6 protein-coding genes are annotated in these 14590 nt (G+C 50.7%); all 6 read right to left on the minus strand.

Annotated features, from left to right (window positions below; translation table 11 throughout):
- Positions 1 to 3: 3 nt before the first annotated feature.
- The 6 genes from PREDE_RS05105 to PREDE_RS05125 all read right to left on the minus strand — a co-directional run bounded on the left by PREDE_RS05105 (position 4) and on the right by PREDE_RS05125 (position 14532).
- Complete coding sequence (locus PREDE_RS05105; RefSeq protein WP_005844745.1) at positions 4 to 2670, minus strand: hypothetical protein; 2667 nt, start codon at positions 2668 to 2670, stop codon at positions 4 to 6.
- A 109-nt stretch (positions 2671 to 2779) separates the two neighbouring features.
- Entirely contained in the window at positions 2780 to 6127 is a 3348-nt protein-coding gene (locus tag PREDE_RS05110) for a DUF4859 domain-containing protein (protein ID WP_005844747.1), read from the minus strand.
- Between the two features lie 196 nt (positions 6128 to 6323).
- The gene (locus tag PREDE_RS05115; protein ID WP_005844748.1) at positions 6324 to 8954 is read right to left on the minus strand and encodes a DUF4859 domain-containing protein; all 2631 of its coding nucleotides are present in this window, start codon (positions 8952 to 8954) and stop codon (positions 6324 to 6326) included.
- A gap of 178 nt (positions 8955 to 9132) precedes the next feature.
- Positions 9133 to 9330 carry a hypothetical protein gene (locus tag PREDE_RS13835; protein WP_015298512.1) on the minus strand — a complete coding sequence of 66 codons (198 nt, stop codon included), beginning with the start codon at positions 9328 to 9330 and terminating at the stop codon, positions 9133 to 9135.
- A 29-nt stretch (positions 9331 to 9359) separates the two neighbouring features.
- Positions 9360 to 10985, minus strand: coding sequence for a DUF4859 domain-containing protein (locus tag PREDE_RS05120; RefSeq protein ID WP_005844753.1), 1626 nt, complete (start codon positions 10983 to 10985; stop codon positions 9360 to 9362).
- A gap of 55 nt (positions 10986 to 11040) precedes the next feature.
- Positions 11041 to 14532, minus strand: coding sequence for a beta-L-arabinofuranosidase domain-containing protein (locus tag PREDE_RS05125; protein WP_005844755.1), 3492 nt, complete (start codon positions 14530 to 14532; stop codon positions 11041 to 11043).
- Positions 14533 to 14590: the final 58 nt, after the last annotated feature.

Below are 14590 nucleotides of genomic sequence, written 5' to 3' on the forward strand. Positions count from 1 at the left end.
GTTTTACTTTTTTCTATGGGAATATTTCTTAGCTTGTGTTCGCCATGAGGTCTCATACTGGCTTTGGTCATAGAAGAGTGCACCATCGATCAGGTGGACTATTGCGTCGGCAGAAGCGTAGATGGACTTTGCCCAGCTTTCTCCGGTGCCTTCCAGCCAGTATTCCCGGCAGATGTTGTTGTAGAGCCCTGCCGTCTTCACCACTTGGCGTTGGTGGTTGCAGTTGTCTGTTACGGTGAGATGATCCGAACCGAAGTCTACTGCAAGGGTATAGTAGCGCTTGTTCCGAGGGTTGAGCATCATCGACTCATAGTTGTTTTTGTAGAGTTGGCGTCCCTGTGCGTCGATTTCAGGAGCCATGTCTATGGCCACGGCATTGTCCTGGATATGGTATTTCACGAAATTAAGTATCTTGTCCTTGATCATCACACATTCGTCGGTCTCCTCGCCGGCAGCCTCGTAGGCTGCGTCATAATCGTCCCACGTGGGCAGTGCTTCCTTGGCTATGAGCGATTTGATGGCCTCGTTGGTCGGCACGTAAATATTGTAGTTGTAGTTGCCGAACAAGCTGATGTTGTAATTGTCAGTATTGTTTGTGCATGTCAGCTTAGTCGCCCCCACGGTTTGCTGAGTCAGCAACAATTGGTCGTTTGTGGAGAGATGCTCAGACCCCTGCAGCAGTTTGAGGAACTCTGCATACTCTGGATGTGCCCTCAGGGTTTCATAAACGGTCTTGGAGGCACTCTGGGGAATGTTGCTCTCCATAAGATACGACTTGCCGTTGCCCTCTTTGCTTTGGTCGTAGACCTGTGTCACCTGACTGGCATTGTCGTGTTCGGATTGCCATCCGCCCAGAATGGTCTTGCCTTGGTTGCGCACGATGATAGGTGTGCCGTTTTTTGTTTTGTATATACTGTGGCCATCCTCGATGTTTCCCACGACAATCAGCTGGTTGATCAAATCGTCAAGACGATTCTTCATGACAGCCTTGCCGAGGTCTTTTTTCTGCATAAGTCCCTTGTTAATCTTTCCATTGGGATCTACGGTGCAAGCATAGCTGTTGCCTTTCAACGTGGCATCGTCCGCATCGTAGTAGAATTCAAACATCGTCATCTGCTGATTGCCGTAGCTGCATGGATCTATATACTGTAGCAAGGCATCGTTCGTTGGAAGCAACAGGCTGTAGTAAGACCCCATGGAGTTGAGGTATGGCTTGTAATCATAAATGTCTATGGCCTTGTAAATGGCACTCAGGATGTCCTGATGGATAAGGGCCGGGAATGTGACCGACGCATATTCCATTGGCGGGAACAGACGGTTGGTGAGGTAAACCACGCCGTTGCATCCGATGAAGCAACTGTCGATGTCGGCCTTGGTGACCCCCATTGTCACCTTGGCATCATTCACAATGCTGCTGAACTTGGAGGGAATGGAAGCCGTGAACGAGTTCAGCATGTTTACATTGAGCAGTGGGGCCAGTACCACATCCGGTACATTTTCCCATGAGTGGTACATATCTTGGAGAACCTTTCCTCCATGATTCCACCATTCTTCCAAGGCTGCATTTGTCGGTACGAGCATGGCTCCGGCATTATAGTGCAGGTCCAAACTGGTGGGGGGTACATATTGGTTCCATCCCGGATCGAAAGCCAGGGTGGCTGCGGTTCGGTCTCCCGTTTCCTTATTTCGGCTTTGCTCTTTGGGCAAGTATTCATTGGTGCCCTTGGCAAAATATCGAAGCGTAAATACTGAGTCGGCATGATGACTGTACAGCCGGTTGTATTCCGTGGTTTTCTGCGTGTCGTAATACGGAGCGCAGAAGCGGTCGATGAGACTGCTCCATTCTGAAGTGACTGAATGCCTGCGCAGTATTTCAGCCATGTTCGGGAAAGGCTGTATCACGCCGTCCATCTTTTGGATATAGCCGTTCTTGCAGGTAATGTCGCGCTCGGTCACAAGATGCCCGCCGACATAAGCGTCAGAGGTGGAAGTCACGGCTCCGTTGGTCAGTATGGAAATATCTTCATTCGTAAATCCTTGTGCCTGCATGAATGCCGGCAGAAAATGAATCATGGGCTGTGAGAGGGCGTTGGTGTTGGAACCGCGCAGCATCGCGCCATCCTTGAACAGAACGATGCTCTTCTCGTTGTCGCGGTAGTACTTCCAATAGCTTGTCTTGGGCATGTCTTGCCAGAAGGCCGTTGTAATGGAATCAAAGATGCTCGATGAGTTGGTGCGCCGCATACATTTTCCCTCAGAAGGTATGCCACCGGTAGACGTTGCGGGAACATTCGACATCAATTCGATGAGGTAGGCATTGTTGATTTCTTCGCTGTAGAGCAACAGTTTCTTCTGTGCCTGGCTTAATTGACCGTAAGAGCGCACGCCCCAAGAATTGGTTTGGAACCATTTGCTGAACGTGTCATCTTCGGCAGCGAAGAGGGTCAACGAGCCGGTATGACTCATCTGCTCTTTCAGACCGAGGTCGTCAATAAGATGCAGCACGGTGGAGTAGTTTCCCTGATGCTGCAATTCTTCATAGATCGACTCACCTAACCACGAAGGTTGTCCGGTCTGAGAGTCGTCCTGACATGATTGGAGCGTAAAAACTCCGGAAAGTGCAGTTGCCGCAAGAAGCAACGCGTCAGGAATCCTGTATTTGATTCTCATATTGGTCTTTTTGGATATTTATTCTGGAGGGAGAATGATTTGGATTTTAGCCCCATCCATCCTCTTTCTGGGTGGATGGGGCTATTCTTGTGCATAAAGCGTGGAAGACTTACTTCACGATCTTTTTCTTCACTATGGTTCTTCCGTCGGCACTCTTCATCTTCATGATGTTCACACCTCTGGCAAGACTGTTTCGGCGCATGCCGCTGAGATCGTAGATTTCTGTAGAAACCACATTCTCGTCGGCCGCATTGACAACACCGTGTATGCCAGTGGAATTGCCTACATAGGTCAGCGTCCAGTTGTCGAGGATGGCCCAGTCGTCGCCAGTGTTCTCAAACTTGCATATGCCAATAGTCAACTTGCCATCCGTAACATCTACGAGAACCTCGTTGCAGTAGTAACCGTTGTTAAACCACTGGCCGGCACTCACCATATCGTTGGGCACATTCTTGCCATCGATGCTTGTCTGACCCGAGATGCCCGCATTCTCATAGGCACCTGAGCTGATGAATGCAACAGAAACTTTCGTGCTGTCGTTCTTTCCATTTACGGCATACAGGTATGCGTTGTTCAGGGTGTCGGGATTGCTGGAGTACACCTTGTAGTCGTTGGAAAGCGAACCGTAACGGGAGAAGCAACTTACCGTAACCTTGTATTTCCCGGCCGGCAGCCCGTAGATGGTCTGGCTGACATCGAATGCTTTGTGATATTCCACCAGAAGTGCATTCTTCTGATAGTCACTGTTGCCAAAACTATGCTTATAGCCTCGTTCTGTCCATCCATTGAAACTGTTGGTGCCTTCACCGTCGTTGTCATAGCCCGGGTTGATGATGACAGAAGTGTAGTCGGTCTCCGAAGGATCGGCGGGCATGCGCAGTTTGGTTATAGCTTCAGCTATCTTCAACATATATGCGCGGGCCTCGACCGTGTTGAGGTCCTTTGCTGTCAAATGGGCATTCACTTCATTATAAATGGTAGTGGCATTGGTCACGGCATCAGCAGCGGCAGTATTCTTGAACTGTGTGATGTTGTGTTCCAGATTCTCATTCAAAGTTTTAAGTGAATCGATTGTGGAAGCCGAGTTGCTCAGCATGGTCTGGTCATCAATCAGACTACAAAGAGCCTTGAACTTTGCCTCACCGTCAGAACCGGCTACAGCCTCTGCGGCAGTGGCAAGATCTGCCTTTGCTTTTTCCATGGCCTCAGTACCAAAGACCGTTTCACTTGCCATCAGCTCTTTCATGTCGGCAATTTTGGCCTGCAGCACGGGCTGTACGGCAGAAGCAACAGTACCCTCGTAGATGACATTGAAGTTGTCCCAAGCAGACCAGGAGCCTCCCTGATTCGTAGAACCTTTGACACCGATGCGGAGCACATCGTCGGGACTGCTCACCACACCAAAGGTGACAGCCTCGTAGCGGCCTTTCTTGAAAGCTGTGGCAGCATCGGACATGTTGTTAGGATACCAATAGGTCTGTGCAGCATCCTTGATGGCGTTGCCCTCGGTATAGTCGGTACCCACAGGCACTTTCTCATCATAGACATTCATGAAAGTGGCTGTGTTGCCGTTGACATACACCTTTACATCGTTCTTGTGGCTGGCAGCAGTGCCATCCTCAAAGTAGGTCAGCGACGAAGAACCATTGCCATAACGATAGTAGCCGTTCACTTTGACCGTGTACAGACCCACCGGCATATCGTTCAGTTGCTGGTAGACATCAAAGCTGCTGCTGTTGGAAGCCTCGATGCAATGATTGCTGCTGTTTCCACCCCAGTTGACATTGCTGCCATCCACGATCCATCCTCTGCCACTGCCACTTGTTGTTTCAAAGTCAGCATTAACCAGATACTTGTCTGTGATATTGGCACCAGGCTTCACTCCGGCTTTCAGAGCCTCCTTAAAGAGGTTGGTCAATTTTGCAAATTCCGAGCGTAAACCGTCGTTGGCAAGTTCTGCCTTGTTCAGGTTGCTCTGAGCCTCGGAGAGATACTCCTCCAAGTCGTCGGCAGCATCGCTCCAGATGACGTAGTCGGCATCGTCTATCACTTCTTTCTGTGCTCTGTCGACGGCTTTCTTATAAACCAGCCACAATTCAATATTGGCAGCCAGGCTGTCGGCACTGGCTTTCAGCGGATTATAAATATCAAGGACTTCATTTTCTGAATTCACGGCATCGTACTTGGATGCAGCAGTTGCCCTCATCGCCTTGTAATCGTTCAGCATGGATGTGGTGACATAAGTGTAGCTTGTAGGATCGCTGTAGTCAGGGGTGCTCTCCACAAGAGTCTGCAACCATTTGCCAAAGGTCAGTTCGTAAGATACCTGCACGGTGGCTTTCTTGTCGCCGTACTTGAATACGACGGTAAAAGGAACCTTGTCGCCGGCAGCCACCTTGTCGCCCGTAGACTGGGTGGTTGGCATCTGCCCGATGCCAATACGTCCCGCAGGGTCATAGACAAAATAGATGCAGGCCTTGCTGCCCCAGCCACAACGCTGGCCCTGCTTGTTGAGCCAATAGCCAATATAGCTGCCGTTGTTGGCACCAGCATCGTTGGTTGCAACGAATAGGTTGCCAGATGTATCATAGGTGCCCATTGTTATCGTGCTGCCAGAGGCGTTATTGTTGTAGTTTGCCTTCAACTCTTCGGCGGTGATTCCGAGAACTTTGGCGATTGCATCATTGTCGATGGTCAGATAGGTGCAGTCGAAGTTTTGATGTGCCGGCCCGTCCTGAAGCGTGTACTCACCAGCTCCTGTCACGCTGCCCGTGAAAGTTTCCAATGCAGTCTTGATTGCGTTGGCGGCAGCCAGCCAGCCGTCTTCCGTCTCTGTGACGGCCGCGGCGACTGTGTTTTGAAGATTGGTGCGCGGCGAACCACTCACACTGGCATAGATGCTGCTTGTGAGTGCAGCCTGCGCCTCCTTTTTATAGTTGTCGTAAGAGACCTTGTAGGTGGTCTTATAGGTAAGCTCTACATCTGCCTCTTGGCCATTGTATTGATAAATGGCGTGAAAAGTAACACTGTTTCCAGGTTCGCAATGTGTCCTGTCACTTACCGAGATAGGCATCTGCCCGATGCCAATGCGGCCAGCCGGATCGTAAACAAAATAGATATAGCCGCTGGACCACCCGCTCTGAACGCCATTGGCATTGAGCCAATAACCAGAAAAACCGTCCGCACCGGCATCTGTTGCCGTAGATACTGTTCCGCTGGAAGTATAAGTTCCTACCTTGATGTCGCCCGACTGGCTATAGCCTACGAAATCTTCTGCACTCAGTCCCAAAGCAGCTGCAATGGGTGCAGTGTCCAATGTGTAGTACGTGCATGAGTAGCTTCCATGCAATGGTGTGTCTTCCCATGTCAGCGTCAATGTACTGGCTGCCCTGGCGAACATAGAGTACAACAACGCCACGAGGCAGACAAAACCTGTGTGTAGAAATCTGAGTTTCATACTTTGTTTGGGTTAATGATGTTATTAATAATGATTATCTGGCTTTTATGTCGCAAAATTAATCTCTCACGAGCAAAAAGCCAGATTCTAATCGGTCACAAAGGGGCACTTTTCGGTCTGTTTGTTTTTATCCCTCTACTTTTCATTTCATGGCAAACGACCTCATGAAATAAGATGAGTGGAACTTTGTCCCCTATTAAAAGATTCGCTTGACGGTCTTCGAGGTTCCGTCGGTATAGACAACTCTCTCCAGAAACAGTCCCTTTCCCGGTGTGGTCACCTGCCGGCCATCGGGCGTGTAATATTTCGTGGCCATGATCGTTTTGCAGCCCTTGTTGGGCATCACATGCTCTATGCCTGTGGTCTCATCTGCAAGTACGGCATTGATTTCTGCGATGGAAGCGGTTCCTCCATTGTACTTCGTAATGCGGAAATAGCGGCAATTTTGAGGAGCAAAGTTCACTTCGGCACCATAGGGCAGCCATGTGTTCTTGTAGACGGTCGACCAGGTAACACCGTTTTTGCTGGTTTGTATCATACATGAACGGATTAGTCCGGCACTATAATCCAAGCGTGGCATGATAACCAAGCCTTTAATCTGATAAGACCGTCCCATGTCGATGGTAATGGACTGGTTGACCGATGTATTGCTGTCGTATTCCGATGCAGAACGCCAGAAAGAGTTCATGTTGCCATCAATGGCATTAGTGGCAGGATAAGAGGCGTGTTCGCTGGACTTTGCCTTCACTTTCCAATTGGAGCGATCTACAAACATGCCCTCGGTAGGAGTCTCACGCCATTCACCAGTTACAAAATTGATGTCGAAACGCTCGCGGAAGTCGAGATTGGCCGTGCCTCCATTGAACGACACAGGGAAGATAATGGTCTTGGTGTCGGAAAGTCCTGGATCTTGCCAGCGGTCTCCAACATAGAGGTAGGTGGTCTTCTTTGTGCCTTTGATAGTCAAAATTGCAGCCGCCTGCGTGTCGTAAGCATAGTAGTTGCCCACGTTGACAAGGCCAGTCCAGCCCGACTCCAGACTGGTAGAATAAGACATTTTGCACTGATTGGGCTCCCAACCGGAACATGCAGAATTGAACATAAAGTAGCGATCACCCACACGCACGATGGCTGGAGCCTCGCGCCCCTGGCGGGCAAATAGCACCGTTTTCTCCACAGCCGAATGATAATCATCGCTCAAGCGGAAAAGCCCGAGGTTGGAGTTTTCGTCCGTGGTAGAGATGAAATAGGCCGTGCCGTCACTGTCCTGGAACACATTGCAGTCGCGCGACTTGGTATTTGCCGGGCGTCCGCTCCATATCTTCTTATAAGCACCATTGACGGAGTCGCACTCAAAACAAGCGGCCTCGGAAGCACCATAATTGCCTTGTTCATAATGGCACCAGACAAGGTACTTGCCGGTTTTGGCGTTGTAGAGCAGTTTTGGCCGCTCAATAAAACGGCCATGCCCGAGTTCGGGGGCGGTGACTCCATTCTCTATGATTTTCCGCTCAAATTTCCAATTGACCAAATCGGTGGACGAATAAAGGTTCACATCAGGTGTCCAAGGAGCCGAAGGGGCTGCCGTGCGGTCTTCACCACACATATACCAGACATCACCCTCACGCAGGAAGCCCGGCCCATGAGCCTGCACGGATCTGCCCGTGTTTGTTGCGACCCAGGCATTGCCATTCTTGATGGTCACCCATTGCTCTGTACGATTGGCGAGATAGGCGGCTTGAGCGGCATTGAGGTTGTCTATGAGCTTTTGGAATGCTGCAGAATTGTTGGCTGTCGTCAGTGCATTTTCTGTCTCCTTGACAGCTTGCAGCAAAGCCTCCTTGCCCGTGTAATTGGTTTCTGCGAGCTGCACACGCGCAATGCGTACAGCGCATCCCACCTTGAAGCGAAGGGCGAGGGCGTTCGACATTTCCCTCACCACTGTCAGCTGTTCAGTCATCCACGCCGTATGGTCCTCGTTCTGCTGATAGTATTTGCGAGCCTGATTGTAAAGCTCGTTGATGGATTCTTTCAAGATAAAGTCAGACTGCTCCACCTCTTGACGGAGCGCACCCACGGCTTTCATCATGCCCTCGTAGGCATCGGTGATGATCCAGAAGTTTTCATGAGCCTGCTGAAGCATGGCTATGGCTTTGCGTTTTTGTGTAATGTCTTCGCCGGCAGCAGCTGCTGCAAAGGCTGTCTCCATTTCCTGTTTGTTATAATACACTTGCCTACTCTTGGTTGCTGTGTCGGACTTGCAAAGCAGCAGTGCAGAGTTTAGCACCGAGTCCACCTTTTCGTCGGCCACTTCCTGGTAAATCTTGTAGCTGACATTCACTGTTTCGGTAGCGACATTTCCTGTCATGGGCGTATATCTGATAAGTAGCCTGAACCTAAAGGCATCGCCGTAGGCGAGGCCGGCATTGGGATTCTGTCCTATGCCAACTGTGAAATCCTTGTAGTTGACCACATGATAGAAAGAGGATGCACCCGTCCATCCCCCAAGCGAATGTCCTTTGGCATCGTGCCAGTCGCCGTCGTTGCCGTCGGCACTGGCATATTTGGCGTTGGGTGGCACAACACTTCCATCTGCCTTAACGGAATACACTATCACCTTGGAACCGCCCCAAGCCAACAAAGAATCCACGGGTATGTTCAGGTCTTGGGCAATTTGGGCCCTGTCCAGCGGAAAGTAAGCGGGAGTCCAGTCACCGTTGCCACTGAGCTTGGCAAGAAACGTTACGTTCTGTGTGCCGTCAGCCCTTGTTGACAAAGGAAAGCCTGTAGCAAGCAAGCCCAACAAGAGTAAACTTTTGATTTTCATATTTGGTTTTTATTTAAAGGTTTTCCCTCTTGCAAAATTAAACGATAAAAAGCCAACGCATGGGTATTAATTCTTCATAGAATGAGCACTTTCCCGTCTATTAACGTGAGGCCATAACTATAAGGAGGGAGAAACGCAGCGTTTCTCCCCCTTGTGCTATAGCCTAAAAATTAGACTTCTATTCTTCGTCATCATTTTCAGACCAGCTTGACTCCCAAAGATTGGTGGACTTAGCTTGGCCGAATGCACCGTCAGAGGGACGTTGGCTTTCAACGGTTCCTACGCTGGTCTCACCTGTTACGTTGACGGAACTTGCCATAAGGCTTTCACACTCAAGATTCTTAATTTTGATGGACGGTTTGATATATGGTCTCATACTGCTTTGTGAATTAAAGGTTAAAACTGTTATTTTCGAATGTACTTCTTGCCGTTTTGGAGTACTACGCCCCTGTACTGGCCGTTCACTCTCACGCCTCCAAGATTGAACATTTCACTTCTTGAGTTCTGCTTGACGCTAATATCATCAATAGAGGTTGTCAAAGAATGATTGTCGATGGTCAAATTCATCTGCTTGGCAGCACTGGACGCCCCTGCATAGCTGATGAAAGCTCTGAAGCCCTTTACCTTGTAGTTACTTGTGCTGCTGTTCTTCCACCACTGATTGCCGGACAGGATATAGTCGTTTTCAGCAAGGTTGCTCTCGGCATTGTAGTTGCCCTTGAGCAGCCATGTGTTGCCATCGGCCTGCAAGGTGGAAGAAGTCTCCATGACAACATTGTTGAAGGTGTAGTCATCTCCTGCATTGTCCAGCCATAGCAGAACAGGCACATTGGCCTTCAAGCCGCCGGTTGCCGTAGAGAAGTTCACGTTGTTGCCGTCCGTGTTGGAGAATTCTGCTGTTTTTGCGTCGGAACCAAAGACGGTTTGCAATTGTTCTTTGTCCAGATCGAATGGGAGCGACAAAGTGTTCCAGCCCTTGACGAAAGAGCGTTTCAGGTGAATATTGTCAAAGTTGCCATCGACCGGTGTGAAACTCCAAGCCTCGTCCAGCGTATTGACAACGTAGTTGAATGTGACTACGGCCCGCTTTCCCTCATTCTTGAAGACAACATAAAAGGTGAGGCTGTCACCCAACTTCACATTGCCTTGGTCGGCAGTAGACATCTGCCCTACGCCAATCTTGCCCGGGGCATCATAAGTGAAGTAGATATAGGAAACGCCTTTCTTCCAAGAGCATTGGCAGCCGTCTGCGCCCAGCCAATAGCCTTTGTCCCCTTTGTTGCCACCGGCATTTGTGGTCTCTGCCAGTGTCCCGTCGGCTTTGTAGGCACAGAGCTTCACGCTTCCGCTGTTGTCGGCCTTGTATGCAGAGGCGAACTCATCAGCCGAAAGCCCCAGTGCCGAAGCAATCTTGCCATGCTCTATGTCTGTATAGGTTACAGCATAACCGTTGTGCAGGGGCGAATCATAAAAGGTATAGGCACCTGCATCAGTTCCCAATACCTTATAGTTGACGTTGATCGTCTCCGTCTTGGCCTCTCCGTTTTCTGGCGTATACTTTACGTATAAGGTGAATGCCAGTGTACTGCCATACTTGATGTTGCCATACGACACACTACTGCCGTTCTGCCCAATGCCAACCTTGAAGCTCTGATGGTCAAAAACATAGTAGTAGCGCTGTGTGGAGTTAAAGGACTTGCCTTCGGCATTGACCCACCATCCAAAATAACCGCCATACCCGGCGCTGCCCGTCACGTTGCTTGTAGGAACCAGCAACTGCGAGCTGCCGTCTTTTCCAAGCGAATAGCATACCACCGTGTTCTTGCCTTCCGAAGGCGAGAATTTGGACGTGAGCTCATCTTCTGTCAATCCGAGATTGCTGGCAATCCGTGCCTTGTCCAACGCAAAGAAGTGGGCCGACCAGTCTGAGCGCAAGTCATCCACAAAAGTGTAGTTCACCGTGCTGTCTGCCCAAGTTCGTGTTGAGAGAAAGAGGGCTAAGAAAACACCAAAGAATTGAAAATGTTTCATACTCGATTTGTTGTTAAATGAAAAAATAAAGATTTAAATGAAAAATATAATACCATTATTTCAAGATTTTATGATGACGGACGATGAAAATCCCTTTTCGGTCAGCTTTTTGCATTCTCATTCCCGAAAGATTGTATACAGCCGTGTCGGCAGATTGTTCCTGCCCTCCTTTGCGTCCTGCCATGTTGGTGGTGGCAGCAAGACGGATCATGCGGAAACGGCCAAGTGAGACAAAGGTCTCATCCCTGCCGGCACTGGCTGTGACCGTCAGGGTGACATGGCCCTGTTGCCGCACCGGCACGACAAGCCATTTGCTGTTCCACCCGTTGCCAAACATCTGCCCTGCATGGCCATAGACCGGCAATACAACGATAGTGTCTCCATCTGCTGTGGCAATCTTTAGTTCTGCCGTGTCTAGGTCTTTGCCACGATACATCAGCGAAACGAGATAACTGCCCTCAGGTACATTGCTTACAGTCTGCGACATTTTGAAATCGAACGACGAATTGCCCTGTCCCCAACTGCCATAGTTGGCAAAATAGGGTTGTGACGCACTGTCATAGCTGGCCTCGTTGGTGATGAGCTTAAAGCCGGCAATAAACGTAGTAATATCCCAGTCTTTGGCCGTGGTACCATTGTTTTGACTGAAATCTGCATTCTCAATGAGGTTTCTGCCATTGCCGCCTTGTTCTGCGTCGGCATTGGAGAGAACCACGGCTTTCAGTGCCGCATGAATGGCATCGGCGGCTGTCAGAGCCTGTTTGACGGAAGTGGGGACTGTCGAAGCCGCCTTTGACAGCGCAAGGAGTTTTTCGGTGGCGGCATACGGGTAGTCTGCTGTTGCCATCCCTGCTTGAAGAACAGCCTGATCGAATTTGTCGAATGCAACTTTGGCATCGACAAATGACGATACAGCTGCATACAGACGCTGAGTCATTTGGGCATAGTTGGACGTGTTCGCTGTCACGAGGCTGCGCAGCGTAGCCGCTTCTTCGCCTTTTACGTTGCTGTAATCTGCGCTGGCGAGCAATCGCTTTGCCTCTGCCAGCTCACGATTGTAGACCCCGCGCACATCGGTGGCATGGACAGTGAACAGGAATACCACGCGGCGGGGAGCGGCACCTGTGGGCAGATAGGTCAGGGCCTGGCGTATGGTGTAGTTGTCGCCCTGATGCCATGTGCCGGGGTATTGTCCTATGTTAAACGTAAAATGTTTACGGCTGAATTCAGAGAAGATTACCGGTATATCGCCGGTGTTTTCCCATGTAGTGACAGTGCCGTTTTCCGTAAACCAATGACCGGGTGCACTTGCGGTCGACTCCGTATTGACCGTTCCGTTGGGCTCGATGGCGGCATAAGTAATTTTCGTGCCGAACAAAGACTTGACCTCCGAGACACTAATGCCAAATGATTTCGCCACAGCAGCTATGTCCACTTTTACGGGCACGGAGGGATAGCCGGTATTGCCAGATGTGGACGACGGTGTCTCGCCCACAGTGACCCTTAAAGTGTCGGTATGCCTCACCGACGTGGTGGAAGGCTCCGCCTTGTCGACCGTCCGTGCCGCCCACACCTCCATTTGTCCTGCCCCACGGTTGGCCCAAGCATAATAGGGAATGGCAACGAGATTCTTGGGCTTTAGGCCCCGCGTACCGTCTTTCTGATAGACGGCTTCGCCACCCTGAATATTCAGTATTCGCATGTCGTGGAGTGGAAAGGCTTGAAAGCGGGTGGTATCCTGACACGCCGTGATGACGGCATCGTCCGGAACCACACTCGAGAGAACCTCGCCGCCGTTGTCCGGCCATTCCAGACAATAGACAATCGGGCCACGCTCCAGCGCCACCATGCCCCGGTCGGCCGCCACACTGTCATTGGCCACTACACGACGCACTTCCATGGGAAAATTGACCTGCAACGCGTCACCGTCGTGCCATTGGCGGCTGACGGCTATGTAGCCTTTTTCTTCGTGGTAGTCTACGGCTGTGCCGTTGAGCGTCAGTTTCAGGCTCGGCTTTTGTGGCTGAAGATAGTGGTAGAGCCGGCTGGGCACCGGCTGGCTTTTCGCCCATCCTGGGACACGAATCATCAGCTTTACCTCGGATTCCGGCGCGTGGCTGACGGTAAGAGTCACCCTGCCGTCCCATGGGTACCCGGTGGTTTGGGCTATCTGCATGTTGCCGTTGGCCAAGCCGATGCTGGCATGGCCCTGCACAAAGAGGTTCACGTACACGCTGTTGCCCTGACAAGCATAGACATAGCCAGGGACAGATGGGATGAAGCGGCACAGATTGCTCGGGCAACAGGCGCATCCAAACCACGCCGATCGGCTGTAGCCGCCCGTGGATTCCAAAGGATTGGGATAGAAAAAATGGTCGCCACCAAGACCAATGCCCGAGAGTACACCATTATATAAGGAGCGCTCAATGACATCGTAGTATTTCGATTCACCATAAGTGAGAAACATTCGCCAGTTCCAGTAGATATTGGCAATGGCGGCACATGTCTCGTTGTAGGCCGTCTGGTTGGGCAAATCATAATCGGCCCCGAAGGCCTCACCATTGCGGATAGCTCCGACGCCCCCTGTGACATAGTATTTCTTGCCTATCACATTGGCCCATATCTTGTTTATGGCATACTGATAATCAAGGGCTTGCATCATGGCCGCCACATCGGCCATGCCAGAATACATGTAGGTGGCGCGTACGGCATGCCCCACAGCCTCCGTCTGGTCTTTGGCCGGCATGTGGCTCTGGTTGTACGCGTAGTGTTTGCTGTTGGGGCCGTTGATGCCGCGGATGTCGAGAAAATACTTCGCCAGCTTCAAGTAGTCTTCTTGTCCTGTGGCATGGTACATTTTCACCAAACCCATCTCTACAATTTGGTGCCCTGGCTCGTAGGCAAGCCCTCCTCGCAGAAATTTCTCCACGAGCAAATCGGCGTTTCGCTTGGCCACATGCAGCAGTGCGGTATCGCCGGTGGCTTGAAGATGGGCTGCCGCGGCTTCAAAGAGATGCCCCGAGTTGTAGAGCTCATGGCTCAAGTCTGGATCTTTCTGCCATCGGCGGGCGCCCAGCCACGCGTGCAGACGCCCGGGCTGCCCGGCCGTGCGTGCTGTTGTCAGATAGCCGTCGGGCTCCTGAGCCTCGGCAACTATTTTCACCAGCGTGTCCATCCTTGCTTTGAGGCTGGGGCTGGGCATCATCTTGTAAGAATAAGACATGCCCTCCAATATTTTGTATATGTCGGTGTCGTCGAATGTATATTCCGTAGAGAAATAGCCCAGGCTGTTATCGCCGTGAAGAATGGCTGCCGCTTTCAGAAAATTGGCGACACGACCAGTGGAATAGCATTGGTCCAAGGCAATGGGAATGGTGGTCTGCTGGTTTTGTTGCAAGCGGGAATGCCAAAAGTTGTCTGTTAAAGTGACATCGCTGAATGGTACACCCTGAATGGGATAGTCGCTATAGGCCAAACAGACACTGCCGCTTAGCCAGAATGTCATGGCCAGCATGATGCGAGGGAACGGCTTAAGTATTCGTGTCATAGAAAAGATGATACAAGGGTGATTGATAAATTGTTGCAAAGATAGCGCAATTCCGGCA

This window comes from Prevotella dentalis DSM 3688 (assembly GCF_000242335.1).
GTDB classification, from domain to species: Bacteria; Bacteroidota; Bacteroidia; order Bacteroidales; family Bacteroidaceae; genus Prevotella; species Prevotella seregens.

Excerpts from the sequence above, each read along its gene's own strand:
- PREDE_RS13835 (WP_015298512.1), bottom strand. The coding sequence starts at position 9,330 with ATGAGACCATATATCAAACCGTCCATCAAAATTAAGAATCTTGAGTGT.
- PREDE_RS05105 (WP_005844745.1), bottom strand. The coding sequence starts at position 2,670 with ATGAGAATCAAATACAGGATTCCTGACGCGTTGCTTCTTGCGGCAACT.
- PREDE_RS05110 (WP_005844747.1), bottom strand. The coding sequence starts at position 6,127 with ATGAAACTCAGATTTCTACACACAGGTTTTGTCTGCCTCGTGGCGTTG.
- PREDE_RS05120 (WP_005844753.1), bottom strand. The coding sequence starts at position 10,985 with ATGAAACATTTTCAATTCTTTGGTGTTTTCTTAGCCCTCTTTCTCTCA.
- PREDE_RS05125 (WP_005844755.1), bottom strand. The coding sequence starts at position 14,532 with ATGACACGAATACTTAAGCCGTTCCCTCGCATCATGCTGGCCATGACA.
- PREDE_RS05115 (WP_005844748.1), bottom strand. The coding sequence starts at position 8,954 with ATGAAAATCAAAAGTTTACTCTTGTTGGGCTTGCTTGCTACAGGCTTT.